This window comes from Asanoa ferruginea (assembly GCF_003387075.1).
Taxonomy (GTDB): Bacteria; Actinomycetota; Actinomycetes; order Mycobacteriales; family Micromonosporaceae; genus Asanoa; species Asanoa ferruginea.
Genome location: NZ_QUMQ01000001.1, coordinates 8,249,354 through 8,268,386, shown reverse-complemented (window position 1 = coordinate 8,268,386; position 19,033 = coordinate 8,249,354). Strand labels below are relative to the sequence as shown.

The following is a 19,033-nucleotide window of genomic DNA, read 5'->3' as shown; positions in this document are numbered from 1 at the left end:
CAATGTCGACTGTGGGGGAATCGCCGGTCCGGGTCGGTCTCGTCGGCGCCGGACACTGGGCATCGGTCATGCACGGGCCCACGTTCGCCGCTGGGCCGGAGACCACATTGGTCGGCGTCTGGGCCCGGCGATCTGCGGCGGCCACCGAGCTGGCCACCCGTCTCGGCACCACCGCCGCGTCCTCCTTCGACGACCTGCTGGACCGCTGCGAGGCGGTCGCGTTCGCGGTGCCGCCCGACATCCAGGCCGACCTCGCGGTGCGGGCGGCGGCGGCCGGGCGCGCGTTGCTGCTCGACAAGCCGGTAGCGCTCACCGTCGACGGCGCCGAACGGGTGGCGGCGGCCGTCCGCAAGCACGGCGTGGTCAGCCAGATCGTGCTGACCAAGCGCTACCACCCGGCGACCCGGGCCTTCCTGGCCGCCGCCGCCGGGTTCGCGGCGGTTGGTGGCCGGGCCCGCTACCTGCACGGCGGCTTCCTCGACGGCCCGTTCGCCACCGGCTGGCGGCTCGACCACGGCGCCCTGCTCGACCTCGGCCCGCACCTGCTCGACCTGGTCGAGGCGGCGCTGGGCCCGATCGAGTCAATCGACCGGCACGGCGACCCGACCGGCTGGCTGGAGCTGACCTGCACGCACCGCGGCGGCGCGGTCAGCCAGCTATCGCTCTCCGGCGCGGTCGGGCTGCCCCGGTCGCGGGCAGGGGTCGAGCTCTACGGTCCTGCGGGCGTCCTCGAGATCGATTTCGGCACGGTGGACCACGCCGAATGCTGGCCGGTGCTGCGCGCCGAGTTCGCTCGGGCGGTGCGCACCGGCACGCCGCACCAGCTCGACGTCGAGCACGGCGTACACCTGCAGCATCTTCTTGCTAGTTGTTGACCAGGCCGGCGAGCAGGTTGATCGCGCCCGCCACGATCGCGACGCCGAAGACGTAGGACAGCAGGGCGTGGCCGAGGACGCTGCGGCGGATCGGTGAGCTGCGCAGCGTGGTGTCGGAGACCTGGTAGGTCATGCCGATCGTGAACGCCAGATAGGCGAAGTCGCGGTAGGTCGGTCTGTGCTTCGGCTCGCCGAAGTCGATGCGGCCGCCCTTGCTCAGGTAGTCGAGCTTCGCGTAGTGCAACGTGTAGACGGTGTTCATGGTGACCCACGCGCTGGTCACCGTGAGCACCGCGACGCCGATCAGCACGCCGCGGGCGGTGCCGTGCTCCTTGGCGGCCCGACCCAGCGCGAACGCCACGCCGAGCAGGCTGACCAGGCACGCGGCGGCCAGCAGGGCGGTGGCCGAGCCGTGGCTCTGGTCTTCGCGGGAGGCCACCCGCTCGGTCTTCTCGCCGTCGGCGCGCAGGAAGAGCGGCCACACCGAGCCGAGGAAGACCACCGCCGCGGCATCCCAGCCGGCGATCACCGCGAGCTCCCAGTTGACGGTCGCCGCCGCCAGGCCGCCGGCCACGATCACCCACAGCGCGAGCACCGCGACGGCCCGCCGGATCGCCGGCGCGCTCCAACCCAGCATGGGCGGGCGGTCTGACCACTTTGACATGCTGCTCACGAATGCAGTCTCGCAGGCGACCGCCCGGGCGATCTAGACACGCCGGGGCGCGCCAACCGGACAAAACGGGCGGCTATGCGGGAGCATCGGGCCATGGTGCATCCGGAGTCGCTGGGGCCGCTGCTGCTCGACGCCGGGCTGGTCACCCCGGAGCAACTCGCCGAAGCCGAAACCTCAGCCGACCGTTGTGGTGCACCGCTTGGTTCGGTGCTGGTGGCCAACGGCGTGCTGGCGCGGCGCGACCTGTTCCGGACCTTGGCGGCCGCCTGGAACTGCGGCTATCTCGACGTCAGCACCGAGTGGCTCGACCCCGACCTGCCGCGGCACGACCCGGCGATGCTGTTCCGCGACGCCTGGCTGCCGCTGCACCACGACGACGAGGGCTACGTGCTGGTGGCCACCTCCCAGGAGCCCACGCCGGAACGGGTGGCGATGATCGAGGCGGCGGTCGGCGTGCCGGTCTGCGTCGGCGTGACCACCGACTGGGACCTCGACGAGGCCATCCAGCGGGCCTATCGCCCGTCGCCAACGCCGGCGCTCTCCACCTCGGGTGGGTTCAACCGGGCCTGGCTGGTCATCGCGGTGGCGGTGCTGGCCCTGATTTTCGCGACTGGGCCGGCGATCGCCGCGCTCGTGCTGCTGGCCAGCGCGGGCTATCTGCTCTATGCCGGGTTCACGTTCGCGGTCTGCCTGCGTGGTGCGCGGGCCGGGCGGCCGGTGACGGCGGCACTCGACGAGCGCGACCTGCCGGCGTACACCGTGGTGGTTCCGCTTCTCGACGACGCCGACGCGGTGCCCGACCTGATCGCCAACCTCGGCGCGATCGACTATCCGGCCGCGAAGCTGGAGATCATCCTGCTGCTCGCGGAAGACGACCACGAGACCATCGACGCCGCGCACGCCGCCGAGCCGCCGGCGACGACGAAGTTTCGTGCTCGTGCCGGCCGGTGCGGCGGCGACCGGGGTCGGGCTGTCGTTCGCGCGTGGTTCGCACGTGGTGTCCTACGGTGCGGCCGACCGGCCCGAGCCCGACCAACTCCGCAAGGCGGCCGCGGCGTTGCACCACGCCGGCGCGGGCACGGTCGGTGTGCAGGCGGCGCTCGACCAGTTGCTGCCCGGCCTCGACGACGTCCCGGTGCGCGCGACCTCGAGCCACTTCCGCACCGACGCGCTGCGCCGGCTCGGTGGGTGGGACGCCGATCTGGGTGTCCGCGTCGCCGCGGCGGGCCTGCGGGTCGGCGCGCTCGACAGCACCACCTTCCAGCCGGCGTCGGTGCCTCGCCCGCGCGCCCCGTTCCGGGCACTCGGCGCGCGGCGCGCGCTCGGCTTCCTCCTGCTGACCGGCGGTCCATCGGCGGCGGTGCTGCTGAGCCCCGTCCTCTACCTCGTGTTCGTCGCGGCCCTCCTGCTGCCGGTTCATCTGCTCGACGGGGTGCTCCCGGGGTGGGTGCTCGGCACCGCGCTGGCCAGCCTGCTCGGCGGCGTCGCCCTGACGATCTACACCTCCATGATGGCCGCGTTCCACCGGCGCCACTACCGGCTGGTGGCGCGGGCGTTGCTGAGCCCGCTCCACTCGTCGCGCCGCACCGCCGACACCTACCGGGCGCTCTGGCAGTCGCTCGTCCGCAGATCCGACGGGGAGAAGAGCACCCATGGCAGTCGCACAGTCCACAGTGGTGACCGGTCGGTGGCAACGGCAGACCTGGGCTGAGCAGCGCTGGCCGCACACCGCGGGTACGCGGTGGCTGCTGCGCCTCGGGCTGGCCCTGCCCTTCGCGGGCCTGACGCTGTTCGCCACGGGGTTCGACACCCGGACCGACGGGCTTGCGCCGCTGCCCGCGCTGATCGCGGGCCTGGTGCCCGGTGGTGCCGTCGGCGTCAGCCTCGCCACCTGCCTGGTCACCGGGATCGTGCTGGCGGCGCTGGGGGAGCGGCTGATCGGCTGGAACGTGCCGGTCCGGATCGCGGTGCCGCTGCTGGTGCCGGCCATGGGGTTCGCCGGCTCGCAGGACCTGACCGCGATCCTCACCGTGGCGTTCCTCGCGTTCGCGCTGGAGGCGTTCGTCCAGTTCGCGGTGGCCGGCCAGACCGAGGGCGCGTTCCACGCCGGCCTGCTGCTCGCCGCCGCGGCGCTGTGCACCCCGCTGGCCGTCGTCTTCGCGGTCGCGCTGGGCGTGGTGGCGCCGTTCGTGGCCGCCGAACGCGGCCGCGCCGAGCCGGCGACCTGGCTGGTGCTGAGCTTCCCGGCGCTGGCGGCGCTGGCGGGCTGGGCGTTCCTGGACTGGATCTTCACGGGCGTCGGCGACCTCGGCCTCGACCCGGCCTTCGGGCCGGCCTTCGAGGGTACGTTGCTGGCTGTCGCGCACACCCCGCTCTACGTGGCGGTCGGGGTTCTCTTCGCGGTACGCCGCCCACGCGCCCTGGCCGGCTACGTCGTGCCCGTGCTCGGAATCCTCGTGGGCCTGCTGGCCGGCCTGCCGTCGTCCGGGGTCACGGCCTACCTGCTGCTGACGGTCGTCGCCCTGGTCGCGGTGCCGAGGTCGCCGAGCCGCCGGCTCGCGACGTTCCTCGGCGCGGTGGCGCTGGCGCAGTGGGCGCTGGCCCTGTCGTGGCCGCCGACCAGCGCGGCCTACGAGGACTGGCTACGGGTGGTCTGGGGTCTCTGACCGGCCGCGTCGCAGCCACCGCCGTTTCCTACGGTCGGCGGCGGGCGGCGGCTGTTGGCGGGCCGCCTCGAAGCGGGCCTCCAGGGCCTCGCGCCAGAGCGTCACCATCGCTTCGACGTCGACCCGCTTGATCGGGAGGAACGGCTGCGACGGGTGGATCTGGTAGTCGAGGATCTCGCGGTTGAGGTCGGCCACCGTCTCGCGGACCCGCTGCTCGGAGGGGAGCCGGCGCACCTCGTCGGGCAACTGCTCGACCAGCCGGGCCAGTTGCACCGACAGCGGCAGCAGGGCCGCGGCGGAGATGCCCTCGCGGCGGGCGAACTCCTTGAGCCACCACTGCTCGTCATAGGGCTCGGCGTGGCCGGGCAGCGGCTTGCCGGCGCCCGGGAGATCGTCGAACTCGCCGTTCTCCCGGGCCGCACGGATCCGCGCGTCGATGAGGGACTCGATCCGGTCGCTCACCGATCAAAGATAGCGGGTCAGAGCCGGGTGAGCCGAACCGCGTCGGCGATCACCAGGCCGGTCCCGGAGGTCCAGCGGCTGACCGCGACCCGGTTGGCGTCGCCCGCCGGGAGGCTGAACGTGCCGATCGAACGCCAGGCGCCGCCGCCCGTACGCTGATCGACGTTGACCGTCTGATTGCCGTTGCTCGTGGCGACGATGTAGGGCGCCGCGGTGTTGTAGCCGGCATTGGCGGCATACCAGACGTCGACCCGGTAGGAGCCGGCCGTCGGGACGGCGAACTTGAACCAGGCCGGGTCGCTGGCGGCCACCGGGTCGGCGAACCGGTAGTCGCTGCCGTAGCGCTGGGTCGAGTAGGACGACGTGCCCCAGTTGGCGCTCGCCGTGAACCGGCCGGCGGTCGTGTTGTCCACGATGGACGACCAGGTGCCGCCACCGCCGGACATCTTGGCGGCCACGTCGGCGCGCATCACGTCGAGGTCGATGAACGACGGGTCGATCTTGCCGGTCGTGCTGGTCTCCCGGTGGCCCCGGGCATAGCTGGAGTTGCGGCCGAGCCGGGTCAGCACCGCGGCGGTGGCGGCGATCGACGCGTTGTATTGCGCCGCCGTCATCTCCTGGTTGACGCCGTTGTAGTCGATCTCCCAGCCGATCATCAGCGTGTTGCCGTCACCGGCGGGGATCGGCCCGCTGCCGCGGCTCGCGCCGGCGTGGTTGGCCCGGCCGGCGGAGATCAGGTGGAAGACGCCGTTGTAGTCGACCAGCGCCTGGCACAGCGGCCCGGTCAGGTCGGGCCGGCCGTTGATGCAGACGTTGAGCGCCGGGTGCGGGTTGCTCGCGCTCGACGTCGCCGCGGTGTGGTGCCAGAGCACCCCGATCGGGTCGAACGAGCCGGGCCGGTAGCGGTTGACCCAGTCGCCCTCGGTCACGACGGACACGCCGGCGCCGCGCAACACGTCCAGGAGCCAGGGAACGTTGGGCATCAGGCACCCCTGGCCAGGCTGGGCTCGGCGGTGATCAGGTCGGCGACGCACTCGGGTGCGGCCGCGCGGGCGGTGGGTGCGGCCGCGGCGGCGGCCGGGCGGGCGGCGATGGTCACCGCTGCGGCGGCCAGAGCCGGCACGCCGAGCAGCGCCCGTCGGCGCAGCCGGTGGGGTGGGTTTTCGGTCACGACGCTCCTTCAATCGGCGCGGGTGAGGCAGGTGAGGCGCACGCTATACCGTGAAGACTGTCTATGTCGATAGTTGCCGATCTCTTGGTGGATGCTGAAAGATATCTTCAATGGCGTCGTGGTAGACCATTCATATGGAGTTCGGAATCGGTTACTTCCCCACGTACGACGGCATGAAGCCCGGCGAGGTCGCCCGCCTGGCCGAGGAGCGCGGCGCTGACGCGATCTACTTCGCCGAGCACACGCACATCCCGGCGGCCGAGACGGATCGCTACCCCGGCCAGCCGCTGCCCAACAAATACTGGAAGACCTACGACCTGTTCGTCGCCCTGACCGCCGCGGCCGCCGCGACCAGCCGGCTGCGCGTCGCCAGCGGCATCTGCCTGGTCATCGAGCGCGACCCGATCACCACGGCGAAGGCGGTCGCGAGCGTCGACCACCTCTCCGGCGGCCGCCTCGAGTTCGGCGTCGGAGCGGGCTGGAACCGCACCGAGATGCGCAACCACGGCACCGACCCGCGAGTGCGGATGCGGGTGCTGAAGGAGCGCGTCGAGGCGATGAAGGAGATCTGGACCAACGAGGAGGCCAGCTACGCCGGCCGTTACGTCACCTTCGAGAACATCTGGTCGTGGCCGAAGCCGGCCCAGAAGCCCCACCCGCCGATCCTGGTCGGCGGCACCGGCCCCACGGTCCTCGACCGCGTGCTGGCATTCGGCGACGCGTGGTTCCCCAACTACCACGACGGCATCCTCGACCGGATCGCCGAACTCCAGGCCCGCGCCGAGCGGCCGATCGAGGTCCAGGTGATGAGCGTCCCCGCCGACCCCAAGATCTTCGCCCAACTCCGCGACGCCGGCGTACGCCGGGTGGCGCGCTGGTTCCCGTCGGGGCCGCGCAGCCGGGTCGAGCGGGCGTTCGACGAGTGGGAGACGGCGATCGCGGAATACAACCCGGAGTGACACCCGCCGAGGCCCGCGGCCGCTTCACGGCGGCCCGGGTCGCCTATCTCGCGACCGTCTCCGCGGAAGGCCAACCGCACCAGGTCCCGGTGACGTTCGCCATCGCTGGCGACGTGGTCTACACCGCCGTCGACGCCAAGCCCAAACGCACGACGGCCCTGCGCCGGTTGGCCAACGTGGCGGCCAACCCGCGGGTGTCGTTGCTGGTCGACCACTACGACGACGACTGGTCCCAGCTGTGGTGGGTCCGCGCCGATGGCGTCGCCCGGATCCTGCCGGGTTCGTCAGCGTCGGCCGGGCGGGCGGCAGCCCTGCTGGGAGATCGCTACCCGTCCTTCGCCCTGCGCGGCGACGTGCTGGCGGTCGATGTCGCCCGCTGGACCGGCTGGTCGGCGGCCTGATCATGTGCGGATGCCGTGAACGTTCCGAGCGGGTTCGGTAAGGAGACCCGGCGGGGCCCGCACCCGTAGCTACGCTCGCCGACGTGCGCGACATCAGAACGGCCCGCTTCTGGCTCGTCCTCTTCATCGCGGGTCTGGTCGTGAGCGGGCTGACCGCCTTCCCGCTGGAGACCGAGTTGCGCCTCGCGAGCCGGCTGCTCGATGGCTGGCTGGGCACCGTGACACCCGACGGCGTGGTGCTCTGGGTCGACCGGGTTCACGCCGGCCTGCGGGAGACCAACGATCGTTACCCCTTCATCGCGTACGGCACAGACTGGCTGGCGTTCGCCCACCTCGTCATCGCGGTCGCGTTCTGGGGGCCGCTGCGGGATCCCGTACGCAACATCTGGGTCATCCACTTCGGAGTCATCGCCTGCCTCGCGATCGTGCCGCTTGCGCTGATCGCGGGCCCGCTGCGCGGCATCCCGTGGGAATGGCGCCTGATCGACATCTCGTTCGGCGTGGTCGGCGTCATCCCGCTGCTGCTCGCCCTCCGCGCCATCCACCGGGTGGAGGCCAGCCCGCGGGCGGTGCCGGCGGAGCGGTAGCCGGGGCAGCGTCCTCATCGCACGACTGCCATCCTGGGTGGATGCGGTGGCTACGCATCGTGCCCGTGCTCGCCCTGGTGGTGGCGGCGGGCTGTGCCACGGCCGGCCCACGCGAGCTCGATCCCGAGGCGACGCTGGCGACGGTGCGGCCGACCGCCGACAACGTCCTCGCCCGCTGGGACCGCGCGGCCACCAGCAACGAGATCACGGTCTACCAACCCCTCGGCGCTTTCCGCCAGGTGGGCGACTGGGAGCCCGCCCTCGGCGACAGCAAGGCGGCGCTGCTCGCCGGCCTGGTCGAGGCGGCCGGCGCGCTGCCCGCCGCGCCCGACCGCCGCGACGTCCGGCTCCACGACGGCCGCACCCGGCCGGTGCGGCCGCTGTCCGCCGCCGAGACCCTCGACCGCGCGAAGCGCCTCGCGATGCGGGACGCACCGAGCGCCTGCCCGACCTGCAGCCCCTTGCGGGTGGCCGGCGCCCGCCTAGTCAGCGCCGCTCTCGGCACGGTCGGCGGCCGGGCCACCGCGCCCGCCTGGGAGCTCCGCCTCGAAGGCAGCGCGGTCCGGCTCGTCGCCGTCGCGGTTCCCGACAGCGCCGTCACCGAGCTCGAGGCGTTCGGCCGGCCCGAGGGGCAAAACGCCGGAAGCTGGATCGAGCGCGCCGACCCGGTCGACGGTCCCGCCCTCGCTGTCGTCTTCCCGGCCGCGCCCTACGGCGCGGACAAGCCCTGCGGTGCCGACTACACGGGCGAGGCGGTCGAGTCGGCGCGCGCGGTCGTGGTGCTGCTCGCCACGATCCGCTACTACGAGAAAGAAGGCCCCGATGACTGCCCCGCCGGTGTCCAACAGCTGACGATCCCGCTCCGCCGGCCGCTCGGCGACCGGGTGGTCCTTCAGCTATTCACCGGCGTACCCGTGGAGAAAATGGGATGAACGCCCCCAAATAACGAGTGGCCTGGGTCACATCGCGGCCCGGGAACAGAGTGCATGCTTTGTAACTTGAGTACGTACATGGCAACTCTTCCCGTCCTGCCGTTGACCGATGCCGTCTTGCTGCCTGGCATGACCATCCCGGTCACCCTCGATAACAACACTCAGGCCGCCGTCGACGCCGCACGCGCCTCCGGCGACAACCGCGTGCTTGCCGTGCCCCGTGTCGACGGCGAGTACGGGTCGGTCGGCGTCATGGCGCTGATCGAGAAGGTGGGCCGCCTGCCCAGTGGCGAGCCCGCCGCCGTCATCCGTGGCCTTTCCCGGGCGAAGGTCGGTTCCGGCGTCTCCGGTCCCGGCGCCGCCCTCTGGGTCGAGGCCACCGAGCTGGACGAGACCCCGCCGGCCGGCAAGGCCCGCGAGCTCGCCACCGAATACAAGGCCCTGGTCAAGTCGCTGCTCCAGGAGCGCGGCGCCTGGCAGGTCATCGACGCCGTCGAGCGGATGACCGACCTGTCCGAGCTGGCCGACTCCGCCGGTTACGCGCCGTGGCTCACGCTCGAGCAGAAGATCGAACTGCTGAACGCGCAGGACGTCACCGCCCGCCTCGAGCTCCTCGTCGGCTGGGTGCGCGACTACCTCGCCGAGCAGGAGGTCAACGAGGGCATCGCCAACGACGTCCGCGAGGGCCTGGAGAAGTCGCAGCGCGAGTTCCTGCTCCGCCAGCAGCTGGCCGCGATCCGCAAGGAGCTGGGCGAAGACGAGCCCGACGGCTCGGCCGACTACCGGTCCCGCGTCGAGGCCGCCGACCTTCCCGAGAAGGTCCGCGAGGCCGCGATGCGCGAGGTCGGCCGGCTCGAGCGGGCCAGTGACCAGTCGCCCGAGAGCGGTTGGATCCGCACCTGGCTCGACACCGTACTCGAAATGCCCTGGTCAACGACGACCGACGACAACACCGACCTGATCGCGGCGCGCGAGGTGCTCGACACCGACCACGCCGGGCTGTCCGACGTGAAGGACCGAATCCTCGAATACCTGGCGGTCCGCAACCGTCGCGCGGAGCGCAACCTCCAGGTCGTCGGCGGTCGTGGCTCCGGCGCGGTGCTCGCCCTCGGTGGGCCTCCCGGCGTCGGCAAGACCAGCCTCGGTGAGTCCGTGGCGCGGGCCCTGGGCCGCAAGTTCGTCCGGGTCAGCCTCGGCGGCATCCGTGACGAGGCCGAGATCCGTGGCCACCGGCGCACCTACGTCGGCGCGGCTCCGGGCCGGATCGTCCGGGCGCTGAAGGAGGCCGGTTCGATGAACCCGGTCGTCCTGCTCGACGAGGTCGACAAGATCGCCGTGGGCTACTCCGGTGACCCGGCCGCGGCGCTGCTCGAGGTCCTCGACCCCGCGCAGAACCACACCTTCCGCGACCACTACCTGGAGGTCGACCTCGACCTCTCGGACGTGCTGTTCCTCGCGACCGCCAACGTCGTCGAGAACATCCCTGGCCCGCTGCTGGACCGGATGGAGCTCGTGACGCTCGACGGCTACACCGAGGAGGAGAAGGTGGCCATCGGCCGCGACCACTTGTGGCCGCGCCAGGTGGAGCGCGCCGGCCTGACCGCCGAGGAGGTGTCGATCACCGACGCCGCCATCGGTGCGATCGCCGCCGAGCACACCCGCGAGGCCGGCGTCCGGCAGCTCGAGCGGGCGTTCGCCAAGATCCTGCGCAAGGTGGCGGTCTCGCTGGCGGCGTCGTCGGACAAGGTCGACATCGACGTCGAGGAGCTGAAGACCTACCTCGGCCGTCCCCGGTTCACGCCGGAGTCGGCGGAGCGCACGGCGACCCCGGGCGTGGCAACGGGCCTGGCGGTCACCGGTGCGGGTGGTGACGTGCTGTTCATCGAGGCGACCTCGATGGAGGGCGAGCCCGGCCTGACCCTGACCGGTCAGCTCGGCGACGTCATGAAGGAGTCGGCGCACATCGCGCTGTCCTACCTGCGCTCCAACGGCAAGCGGCTGGGCATCGACCCCAACCAGCTCGCCGCGAAGCGGATCCACCTGCACGTGCCGGCGGGTGCGGTGCCGAAGGACGGCCCGTCCGCGGGCATCACGATGGTCACCGCCCTGGCGTCGCTGGCAACCGGTCGCCCGGTGCGTCCGGAGTTCGGCATGACCGGCGAGGTCACCCTCTCCGGCCGGGTCCTGCCCATCGGTGGCGTCAAGCAGAAGCTGCTGGCCGCACACCGGGCGGGCCTGACCGAGGTCATCGTCCCGGCCCGCAACGAGCCGGACCTCGACGACCTGCCGCAGGAGGTGCGCGACGCCCTGACCATCCACGTGCTCGGTGATGTGAGCGACGTGCTGGCCCTGGCCCTGCGCCCCGCCGACGAGCGCGAGCTCCTCACGGCCGCCTAACCGCAAGAAGATCAAAGCCGCCCAGGGTGTACGTACGCCCTGGGCGGCTTCGTCTTGTCCGCCTCTGGTGCGTTGGCCGTCGGCCGGGTGAGCCGCAGGGCGACCCAGACGACCGCCATGGTCAGGCCGATGATGGCCGCGATGGCGGCGACCAGCGGCACACCCGCGTCGGGGGCGACGGCGAGCAGCGGCACCATCAGCAACGTCCCGCCGGACACCAGCGCGACCCCGTTGCCGGCGGACAGTCGCTCGGTGTCGGCTGCCGGCGCGGCTCCGGCGGCGGGCGCGGCTCGGACTGGTGGTGGCGCGGCCCCGGTCGGTGGCACGGCTCGGGGTAGTGGTGGTGCGACCCCGGCTGGTGGCGCGGCGCCGGGCGCGGGTGCGGCCAGCCAGCGGTTCAGGACCGCGGCCGCCAGGAAGTACAGCGTGGCGACCAGCAGCAGGCTGCCGACCACGTCGCTGAACCGGTGCCAGCCCGCGACCATCGTGGCCGCGGCGATGCCCGATGCCCCCATGGCACCGGGCACCGCTACCCACACCCGCGCCCGGGGCGGCACCACCAACAGGACACTCAGCAGCAGCGCGGCGGCGACGGCCGCGTGTCCGCTGGGGAAGCTGTTGTGCGTCGACGAGCCGACGACGCCGAGCTCCGGCCGGCTGATCACCTGCTTGGCCAGCCCGGCACCGCCCGCGGCACACACGAACAGCAGGAAGGCGACGACCGCCGCCCGAATCCGCCCGGCGAGCACGCCCACCATGACGATCACGATGACGAGCAGCCCGATCAGCAGCGGGTTGCCGAACCGCCCCAGCACCAGGTCGGCCGGCCCGGCGAGCATGGTCGGCGAGGCATAGCCACCACCCCGCTCGGCGCGGGGGAGCAGCGCACCGTCGAGCCACTGCCCGGCCGAGGTCCGCACGAACAGCAACCAGGTAGCCCCAAACCCGACAGCACAAACAGCGGCGGCCGCGAACAGTCGGCGTCTGGCGTCAGCGGAGGTCTGCACCCTGCCCATCCTGGGCCGCCCCCATCCGTATCCCGTCCGCGACATGTCATGGTTCTGTCACAACACCTCGCCGCACCGGGACAGCGCCCAACGGGCCGCGTGGCTCTACTGATCCGATGCCCATCCCCACCGACGACGCCACGCCCTTGGACTGGCTGCTCTTCGAACAGGCCGGCGTCCTCACGTTTCGGCAGGCGGTTGCCCACCTGGGGGTGGGTGCGGTGCGCCATCGGGTGGCGACGAATCGCTGGCGCCGCCCTCGGTCGGTCTACTCGTGACGCGGCCGGGCCCGCTCGGACCGGAACAACATGCCTGGGCGGCCGTTCTCGCGGCGGGCCCCGGTGCGTTGCTCGCGGGCATCGCCGCCGCCACCGCCGGCGGCCTGCGTGGACGGTGGCAGCGCACTGCCCTGGACGTTCTCGTTCCGGGCGATCGAAGGCCGCCGAACCTCCTGCGGCGGCTGCCCGCCGACCTTCCCGCTGTCAAGGTGCGCCGCACGACGAGTCTGCCGGACGAGGATCGGCAACCGGCCCGCCCGGACCGCACGACCATGGCGCGGTCGGTGGTCGATGCGGCACAGTGGGCGCCGAACGACGACGAGGCCCGGGCGGTCATCGCCGCCGCGTGTCAGCAGGGCCGAGCGACCCCGGCGGAGATCCTCGCGGTCGCCGCCAGAATGCCGCGCGCACGGCGTCGCCAGTTGGTGCTCACTACGGCGACCGACGCCGCCGGCGGCGCCAGTTCCCTCGCGGAGATCGACTTCGTCCGGCTCTGCCGCGCATTCGGCCTACCCAGGCCGGACCTCCAACGCAAACGCACCGACGCCGCCGGCCGCGTTCGTTACCTGGACGCGTACTGGGAGCACTTCGGCATCCACGTCGAGGTAGACGGCGGCCACCACACGGACGTCGGCCAGTGGGCGTCAGACATGCGCCGCCAGAACGACCTCTGGATAGCCGGCGACATAGTCCTCCGCTTCCCAGCAACCCAAATCCGACAAAACCCCCAGGAAGTGGCAGCCCAGCTGATGCGCGCGCTCCGCTCGCGCGGCTTCCCTGAGATCTAGGAAAACCGATGTAGCTATAGCTACATCGCTTTTCCTAGATCTCGAAGAGACGCGCGCACTCCGGCAGGATGGGTCGATGTCTTGGCTGCCGGTTGTCGCCCTGGTGTCCGGTTTGATCGCTGGGTTCGTTCCGGGTCAGCTCGTTGAGCGGCGCAAGGAGCGCCACATTCTGCGGACCCGGTGGGATGCTTCGCTGAGCATCGACTTCGTATCGGCGTGTCAGCGATACCAACGCCTGGTCGGGCGCCTGGGCTCCGCAGTGGATGGTGATGCGCACCGGGTCACCATCGAGACGGAGCGGGAAGCAATGGGCGCACTGCTCGTGCAGTTGCGCTTGGTTGGCAACGTGCGGGTGCAGCGGGCGGCGCGGATGATGATCCGGCACGCGTGGGCGGTGCTGCGGGTTGCCGAGGGGCATGAGGATCCCCGTGCGGCCGAGTTCGGTGGGGCGCCGCCCGGGGAGCGGATGCGAGAGGCCGAGCAGGAGTTCATCCGCGCCTGTCGGGTCCAGCTCAGGGTGGCGGAGGCGGAGGATCTGGCGGCCGATGAGCCATCGCAGTGGCCGGTGGCCGAAGCGCCCGGGCGCCCGTGGTTGCCCGCAGGTTGGCGGTAGGCGCAACCCGTGCGTGCCGAGCGACCCTGATCTAGGGTGAGTGCGTGGGGGTCCGGACGTGGATCGAGGGGTGGCCGGTTTACCGGCAGCTCACGGGCACTGACCCGCTTGGGCGGGGGCATGCCGCCCGTTCCGCGCGCACCGAGAGCCTCACCCCGCGCACCAAAGAGGCCGACTCCGTCGCGAAATCCGTGTGTCCCTACTGCGCCGTCGGGTGTGGGCAGCGGGTGTTCGTCAAGGATGGCGAGGTCACCCAGATCGAGGGTGATCCGGACAGCCCGATCTCGCGCGGCCGGCTCTGCCCCAAAGGGTCGGCCAGCAAGAGCCTGGTGACCAGCGACCGGCGGATCCGCACGGTGCTCTACCGCCGGCCCTACGCGAAAGACTGGGAAGAGCTCGACCTCGACACGGCGATGGAGATGATCGCCGACCGGGTGGTCAAGGCCCGCGCCGACACGTGGGAAGACAAGGCCGACGACGGCCGGCCGCTCAACCGGACCCTGGGCATCTCGAGCCTGGGTGGCGCCACGCTGGACAACGAAGAGAACTATCTGATCAAGAAGTTGTTCACCGCGATGGGCGCTATCCAGATCGAGAACCAGGCGCGTATTTGACACTCCTCCACCGTCCCCGGTCTGGGGACCAGCTTCGGCCGTGGCGGGGCCACCGGGTTCCAGCAGGACCTGGCTAACGCCGACTGCATCGTCATCCAAGGGTCCAACATGGCCGAGGCACACCCGGTCGGGTTCCAGTGGGTGATGGAGGCGAAGAAGCGCGGTGCGACGGTGATCCATGTCGACCCGCGGTTCACCCGGACCAGCGCGCTGGCGGATCAGTTCGTGCCGCTGCGCGTCGGCTCCGACATCGCGTTCCTCGGCGGGGTGATCAACTACATCCTGCAGAACGAGCTCGAGTTCCGGGAGTACGTGCTCGCCTACACCAACGCGGCCACCATCATCCGCGACGACTACCTGGACACCGAGGACCTCGACGGGCTGTTCTCCGGCTACCACGAGGAGACCGGCACCTACGACCCGAAGAGCTGGCAATACCAGGGCCACGACACGCGCGTGCCGACCCACGGTGAGATGCACACCCAGCGGGAGACCGGTGCGGCGCTGCGGCACGAGTCGCACGGTGCCCCGGTCAGCAACATCTCCGAGCGCGACGAGACGCTCCAGGATCCGCATTGCGTCTACCAGATCCTCAAGCGGCACTACGCCCGCTACACCCCGGAGGTGGTCGAGCGCGTCTGCGGCGTACCCCCGGAGCAGTTTCAGAAGGTCTGTGAGGCGTGGACCCGCAACTCGGGGCGCGAGCGCACCACGGCGTTGGTCTACTCGGTCGGCTGGACCCAGCACAGCGTCGGGGTGCAATACATCCGGGCCGGCGCGATCATCCAGCTCCTGCTCGGCAACATGGGCCGGCCCGGTGGCGGCGTCATGGCGCTGCGCGGGCACGCCAGCATCCAGGGCTCCACCGACATCCCGACGCTGTTCAACCTGTTGCCGGGCTACCTGCCGATGCCGCACTACAAGCAGCACGAGACGTTCAGCCTCTGGGTCGACTCGATAAGGCACCCGGGTCAGAAGGGTTTCTGGTCGCAGGCCCGCAGTTACGCGGTCAGCCTGCTCAAGGCCTATTTCGGCGACAACGCCACACCGGAGAACAACTGGGGGTACGGCTACCTGCCCCGGCTGACCGGCGACCACGGCACCTACCAGCAGGTGCTGAACATGATCGACGGGAAGGTGAAGGGCTACTTCCTGCTCGGCCAGAACCCGGCGGTCGGCTCGGCGCACGGCCGCGCCCAGCGGCTCGGCATGGCCAACCTCGACTGGCTGGTGGTCCGCGACCTCTACATGATCGAGAGCGCCACCTTCTGGAAGGACTCGCCCGAGATCGAGACCGGCGAGATCGTCACCGAAGACTGCCGCACCGAGGTGTTCTTCATGCCGGCGGCGTCGCACGTGGAGAAGGAAGGCACCTTCACGCAGACCCAGCGGATGCTCCAGTGGCGGGAGAAGGCCGTCGACCCGCCGCAGGACTGCCGCTCGGAGCTGTGGTTCTTCTACCACCTGGGCCGGCTGGTCCGGGAGCGGCTGGCCACGTCCACACTGGAGCGCGATCGCGCGGTCCTCGACCTGGCCTGGAACTACCCGATCAGCGGGCAGCACGACGAGCCCAGCGCCGAGGCGGTGCTCAAGGAGATCAACGGGTACGAGGTCGCCAACGGCAAACCCGTCCCCGGCTTCACCGCGCTCAAGGACGACGGCTCCACGGCCTGCGGCTGCTGGATCTACAGCGGGGTGTTCGCCGACGGGGTCAACCAGGCCGCGCGCCGCAAGCCCGGCTCGGAGCAGAGCTGGGTCGCGCCGGAGTGGGGCTGGGCCTGGCCGGCCAACCGGCGCATCCTCTACAACCGCGCGTCGGCCGACCCGCAGGGCGTGCCGTGGAGCGAGAAGAAGGCCTACGTCTGGTGGGACCCGGACAAGGGGGAGTGGACCGGCCACGACGTGCCCGACTTCGAGAAGACCAAGGACCCGTCCCACCGGCCGAAGCGCGGCACCGGTGGCATCGCCGGTCTGGCCGGCGACGACGCGTTCATCATGCAGGGCGACGGCAAGGGCTGGCTGTTCGCGCCGGCCGGCCTGATCGACGGGCCGCTGCCGACGCACTACGAGCCGGCCGAGTCGCCGCTGCGCAACCCGCTCTACACCCAACAGGCCAACCCCACCCGCAAGGTGTACGACCGCCCCGACAACCTGCTCAACCCGTCGCCGCCGGACGCGCACTCCGACGTGTTCCCGTTCATCTTCACCACCAGCCGGCTCACCGAGCACCACACCGCGGGCGGGATGAGCCGCCAGCTCGCCTACCTCTCCGAACTCCAGCCGGCCATGTTCGTCGAGGTCTCGCCGGCCCTGGCCGAGGAGCGCGGGCTCGAGCACATGGGCTGGGCACACGTGGTCACCGGTCGGGCGGCCGTCGAGGCCCGGGTGATGGTCACCGCCCGGCTGCGCCCGCTGCGGATCGACGGCCGGGTGATCCACCAGATCTGGCTGCCCTACCACTGGGGTGGCTCCGGCCTGACCACCGGCGACTCGGCCAACGACCTTTTCGGCATCACGCTCGACCCCAACGTGCTCATCCAGGAAAGTAAGGTCGGCACCTGCGACATCCGCCCCGGCCGCCGCCCGACCGGCCCGGCCCTGCTCGACTACATCGCCGACTACCTGCGCCGGGCCGGGCTCGACGCCTCGCACTACGCGCCGCTGGAGACACCCGAGACGGGGGAATGATGGCCGGTCCCAACAGTTTCTTCGGGCCGATCGACCCGGCACCGGACGCGGGCTACGTCGACGCGCCGCCCCGGATGGGCTTCTTCACCGACACCAGCGTCTGCATCGGCTGCAAGGCGTGCGAGGTGGCCTGCAAGGAGTGGAACGCCATCCCCGAAGACGGTTTGAATCTGCTCGGCCGGTCCTACGACAACAGCGGCGGCCTGTCCGCCAACACCTGGCGGCACGTCGCGTTCATCGAGCAGGAGTCGCCCAGCGAGGCGTCGATGGACGTGCTCCGCGAGGCCGAGGCGACCGTGTCGACCCAGTTCCTCGGCATGCCGTCGTCGACGCTGCCGGGCTCGACCGGCCGCGACGACCGCGACCTGCGCTGGTTGATGATGTCGAACGTGTGCAAGCACTGCACGCACGCCGCCTGCCTCGACGTCTGCCCGACCGGCTCGCTGTTCCGCACCGAGTTCGGCACCGTCGTGGTCCAGGAAGACATCTGCAACGGCTGTGGCTACTGCATCCCGGCCTGTCCCTACGGCGTCATCGACCAGCGCAAGGACGACGGCCGGGCGTGGAAGTGCACGCTCTGCTACGACCGGATCGGCGAGGGCATGACGCCCGCCTGCGCGCAGGCCTGCCCGACCCAGTCGATCCAATACGGCGAGCTCGACGAACTCCGCGACCGGGCCGCCAAGCGGGTCGAGGTGCTGCACGAGCGGGGCGTATCCGAGGCCAAGCTCTACGGCCACGACCCGTCCGACGGCGTCGGCGGCGACGGCGCGTTCTTCCTGCTGCTCGACGAGCCCGAGGTCTACGGCCTGCCCCCGGATCCGGTGGTCACCACCCGTGACCTGCCATCCATGTGGAAGCATGCGGGCGTGGCAGCGTTGACGATGGCCGCCGCGGCGGTCGTGGCCTTCCTGGGCCGGCGGCCGTGAGCGAAGGCGAGCGGCGCAAAGGCGGCAAGGGCAAGGGCGGCAAGGGCGACCGGGTGATGGTGCCGCCGGCCGACTTCCGGTCCTACTACGGCCAGCAGGTGGTCAAGACCCCGGTCTGGCGGCACGACATCGCCGCCTACCTGTTCACCGGCGGGCTGGCGGCCGGCTCCGCGCTGATCGCCGCCGGCGCCGACCTGACCGGCCGACCGGCGCTGCGCACCACCGGCCGGGTCACCGCGCTGGCCGCCCTCGGCGCGAGCGCCTACTTCCTGGTCAACGACCTCGGCCGGCCCGCCCGCTTCCACCACATGCTCCGGGTCGCCAAGCCGACCTCCCCGATGTCGGTCGGCACCTGGATCCTCAGCGCGTTCGGCGCGGCGGCGGGCGTGGCGGCGGTCGCCGAGGCCGCGCCCTGGCTGCCGCGCGACGGCGTGGTCGGGCTCGCCGCCCGCGCGCTGCCGGTCGCCGGCCGGGTCGGCGGGCTGGCCGCCGCGGCCACCGCACCGGCGTTGGCCACCTACACGGCCGTGCTGCTGTCCGACACGGCGACGCCGTCCTGGCACGAGGCCTACCCCCGGCTGCCCTTCGTCTTCGCCGGCAGCGCGCTGGCCAGCGGCGGAGCGGCCGGCCTGATCGGCGCCCCGGTCGCGCAGGCCGGCCCGGCGCGCACGCTCGCGGTGGCCGGCGCGGCGCTCGAACTGACCGCCACGCACGGCGTCGAACACAAGCTGGGCCTACTCAGCGAGCCGTTCCGGCAGGGCAAGGCCGGAAAGCTGCTCCGCGCGGCCCGGCTGCTGACCGCGGCCGGTGCCGCCGGCGCGCTGCTCGGTGCCCGCAGCCGGGTGGTGTCGGCGCTGGCCGGTGCGGCGCTGCTGGCCGGCTCGGTGGCCACCCGCTACGGCGTTTTCGAGGCCGGCAAGGCGTCGGCCGCCGACCCGAAATACACGGTGCTGCCGCAGCGCGAACGCATCGCCGCCCGCCAGGACAGCTGAG

Annotated in this window: 18 protein-coding genes and 1 pseudogene; 14 read left to right on the top strand and 5 right to left on the bottom strand. The window is 71.6% G+C overall.

All coding sequences use genetic code 11. The features are described from left to right. Positions 1-2 precede the first annotated feature (2 nt). Positions 3-875 carry a Gfo/Idh/MocA family protein gene (locus DFJ67_RS38525; RefSeq protein ID WP_116074112.1) on the top strand — a complete coding sequence of 291 codons (873 nt, stop codon included), beginning with the start codon at positions 3-5 and terminating at the stop codon, positions 873-875. On the opposite strand, the gene DFJ67_RS38520 is transcribed toward DFJ67_RS38525, so the two are convergent. Then, positions 865-1,539 carry a DUF1345 domain-containing protein gene (locus tag DFJ67_RS38520; RefSeq protein WP_239097485.1) on the bottom strand — a complete coding sequence of 225 codons (675 nt, stop codon included), beginning with the start codon at positions 1,537-1,539 and terminating at the stop codon, positions 865-867. The two genes, DFJ67_RS38525 and DFJ67_RS38520, sit on opposite strands and share 11 nt — an antisense overlap. A 940-nt stretch (positions 1,540-2,479) precedes the next feature. Here DFJ67_RS38520 and DFJ67_RS44240 point away from each other — a divergent pair. Both DFJ67_RS44240 and DFJ67_RS38510 read left to right on the top strand, forming a co-directional pair. After that, positions 2,480-3,259 (top strand): glycosyltransferase family 2 protein, encoded by a 780-nt coding sequence (locus tag DFJ67_RS44240; protein ID WP_244940454.1) that lies wholly within the window; start codon positions 2,480-2,482, stop codon positions 3,257-3,259. Next, a complete protein-coding gene (locus tag DFJ67_RS38510) occupies positions 3,201-4,214 on the top strand; it encodes a hypothetical protein (protein WP_147315778.1) in 1,014 nt (337 codons plus the stop codon). Before DFJ67_RS44240 ends, DFJ67_RS38510 begins: the two co-directional genes overlap by 59 nt. Here DFJ67_RS38510 and DFJ67_RS38505 read toward each other — a convergent pair. From DFJ67_RS38505 to DFJ67_RS38495, 3 genes are read right to left on the bottom strand one after another with little or no spacing between them, the layout of a single operon-like run. Continuing rightward, positions 4,191-4,676: a DnaJ family domain-containing protein gene (locus DFJ67_RS38505; RefSeq protein WP_116074104.1), complete on the bottom strand. Its 486-nt coding sequence runs from the start codon at positions 4,674-4,676 to the stop codon at positions 4,191-4,193. The genes DFJ67_RS38510 and DFJ67_RS38505 overlap by 24 nt on opposite strands. A 17-nt stretch (positions 4,677-4,693) precedes the next feature. Then, positions 4,694-5,659: a golvesin C-terminal-like domain-containing protein gene (locus DFJ67_RS38500; protein ID WP_116074102.1), complete on the bottom strand. Its 966-nt coding sequence runs from the start codon at positions 5,657-5,659 to the stop codon at positions 4,694-4,696. Further along, positions 5,659-5,847, bottom strand: coding sequence for a hypothetical protein (locus DFJ67_RS38495; RefSeq protein ID WP_116074100.1), 189 nt, complete (start codon positions 5,845-5,847; stop codon positions 5,659-5,661). Before DFJ67_RS38495 ends, DFJ67_RS38500 begins: the two co-directional genes overlap by 1 nt. A gap of 134 nt (positions 5,848-5,981) precedes the next feature. On the opposite strand from DFJ67_RS38495, the gene DFJ67_RS38490 reads away from it, so the two are divergent. The 5 genes from DFJ67_RS38490 (at position 5,982) to lon (ending at position 11,123) form a co-directional block, all read left to right on the top strand. Beyond that, on the top strand, positions 5,982-6,806 hold the full coding sequence (locus DFJ67_RS38490; RefSeq protein WP_116074099.1) for a TIGR03619 family F420-dependent LLM class oxidoreductase: 825 nt from the start codon (positions 5,982-5,984) through the stop codon (positions 6,804-6,806). Continuing rightward, positions 6,803-7,207 carry a TIGR03668 family PPOX class F420-dependent oxidoreductase gene (locus DFJ67_RS38485; RefSeq protein WP_116074098.1) on the top strand — a complete coding sequence of 135 codons (405 nt, stop codon included), beginning with the start codon at positions 6,803-6,805 and terminating at the stop codon, positions 7,205-7,207. Before DFJ67_RS38490 ends, DFJ67_RS38485 begins: the two co-directional genes overlap by 4 nt. An 83-nt stretch (positions 7,208-7,290) precedes the next feature. Next, positions 7,291-7,794, top strand: a complete 504-nt coding sequence (locus DFJ67_RS38480) for a hypothetical protein (RefSeq protein WP_116074096.1) — start codon at positions 7,291-7,293, stop codon at positions 7,792-7,794. A 41-nt stretch (positions 7,795-7,835) separates the two neighbouring features. Beyond that, positions 7,836-8,726 (top strand): hypothetical protein, encoded by an 891-nt coding sequence (locus DFJ67_RS38475; protein ID WP_116074094.1) that lies wholly within the window; start codon positions 7,836-7,838, stop codon positions 8,724-8,726. A 78-nt stretch (positions 8,727-8,804) separates the two neighbouring features. Next, positions 8,805-11,123 (top strand): endopeptidase La, encoded by a 2,319-nt coding sequence (lon, locus tag DFJ67_RS38470; RefSeq protein ID WP_116074092.1) that lies wholly within the window; start codon positions 8,805-8,807, stop codon positions 11,121-11,123. Positions 11,124-11,134: 11 nt separating this feature from the next. Here lon and DFJ67_RS38465 read toward each other — a convergent pair whose 3' ends face one another. Next, a complete protein-coding gene (locus DFJ67_RS38465; RefSeq protein ID WP_239097484.1) occupies positions 11,135-12,043 on the bottom strand; it encodes a phosphatase PAP2 family protein in 909 nt (302 codons plus the stop codon). Positions 12,044-12,246: 203 nt separating this feature from the next. Between DFJ67_RS38465 and DFJ67_RS44235 the strand changes: the two genes are divergently transcribed. The 6 genes and pseudogenes from DFJ67_RS44235 to nrfD all read left to right on the top strand — a co-directional run bounded on the left by DFJ67_RS44235 (position 12,247) and on the right by nrfD (position 19,032). After that, positions 12,247-12,408 (top strand): hypothetical protein, encoded by a 162-nt coding sequence (locus DFJ67_RS44235; protein WP_239097481.1) that lies wholly within the window; start codon positions 12,247-12,249, stop codon positions 12,406-12,408. Further along, a complete protein-coding gene (locus tag DFJ67_RS38460; RefSeq protein ID WP_239097480.1) occupies positions 12,405-13,196 on the top strand; it encodes an endonuclease domain-containing protein in 792 nt (263 codons plus the stop codon). The genes DFJ67_RS44235 and DFJ67_RS38460 overlap by 4 nt, the downstream gene beginning before the upstream one ends. A 76-nt stretch (positions 13,197-13,272) precedes the next feature. After that, a complete protein-coding gene (locus DFJ67_RS38455) occupies positions 13,273-13,809 on the top strand; it encodes a hypothetical protein (RefSeq protein ID WP_116074088.1) in 537 nt (178 codons plus the stop codon). A gap of 44 nt (positions 13,810-13,853) precedes the next feature. Next, positions 13,854-17,099: pseudogene (gene fdh / locus DFJ67_RS38445) on the top strand (formate dehydrogenase); the annotation flags it as partial. Positions 17,100-17,110: 11 nt separating this feature from the next. Beyond that, positions 17,111-18,040: a 4Fe-4S dicluster domain-containing protein gene (locus DFJ67_RS38440; RefSeq protein WP_116074082.1), complete on the top strand. Its 930-nt coding sequence runs from the start codon at positions 17,111-17,113 to the stop codon at positions 18,038-18,040. Next, a complete protein-coding gene (gene nrfD / locus DFJ67_RS38435) occupies positions 18,037-19,032 on the top strand; it encodes an NrfD/PsrC family molybdoenzyme membrane anchor subunit (RefSeq protein WP_409362963.1) in 996 nt (331 codons plus the stop codon). The genes DFJ67_RS38440 and nrfD overlap by 4 nt, the downstream gene beginning before the upstream one ends. Position 19,033: the final 1 nt, after the last annotated feature.

Coding starts and splice junctions, on each gene's coding strand:
- DFJ67_RS38525 (WP_116074112.1), top strand. CDS start 3: ATGTCGACTGTGGGGGAATCGCCGGTCCGGGTCGGTCTCGTCGGCGCC.
- DFJ67_RS38520 (WP_239097485.1), bottom strand. CDS start 1,539: ATGTCAAAGTGGTCAGACCGCCCGCCCATGCTGGGTTGGAGCGCGCCG.
- DFJ67_RS38510 (WP_147315778.1), top strand. CDS start 3,201: ATGGCAGTCGCACAGTCCACAGTGGTGACCGGTCGGTGGCAACGGCAG.
- DFJ67_RS38500 (WP_116074102.1), bottom strand. CDS start 5,659: ATGCCCAACGTTCCCTGGCTCCTGGACGTGTTGCGCGGCGCCGGCGTG.
- DFJ67_RS38490 (WP_116074099.1), top strand. CDS start 5,982: ATGGAGTTCGGAATCGGTTACTTCCCCACGTACGACGGCATGAAGCCC.
- DFJ67_RS38475 (WP_116074094.1), top strand. CDS start 7,836: ATGCGGTGGCTACGCATCGTGCCCGTGCTCGCCCTGGTGGTGGCGGCG.
- lon (WP_116074092.1), top strand. CDS start 8,805: ATGGCAACTCTTCCCGTCCTGCCGTTGACCGATGCCGTCTTGCTGCCT.
- DFJ67_RS44235 (WP_239097481.1), top strand. CDS start 12,247: ATGCCCATCCCCACCGACGACGCCACGCCCTTGGACTGGCTGCTCTTC.
- DFJ67_RS38455 (WP_116074088.1), top strand. CDS start 13,273: ATGTCTTGGCTGCCGGTTGTCGCCCTGGTGTCCGGTTTGATCGCTGGG.
- DFJ67_RS38440 (WP_116074082.1), top strand. CDS start 17,111: ATGGCCGGTCCCAACAGTTTCTTCGGGCCGATCGACCCGGCACCGGAC.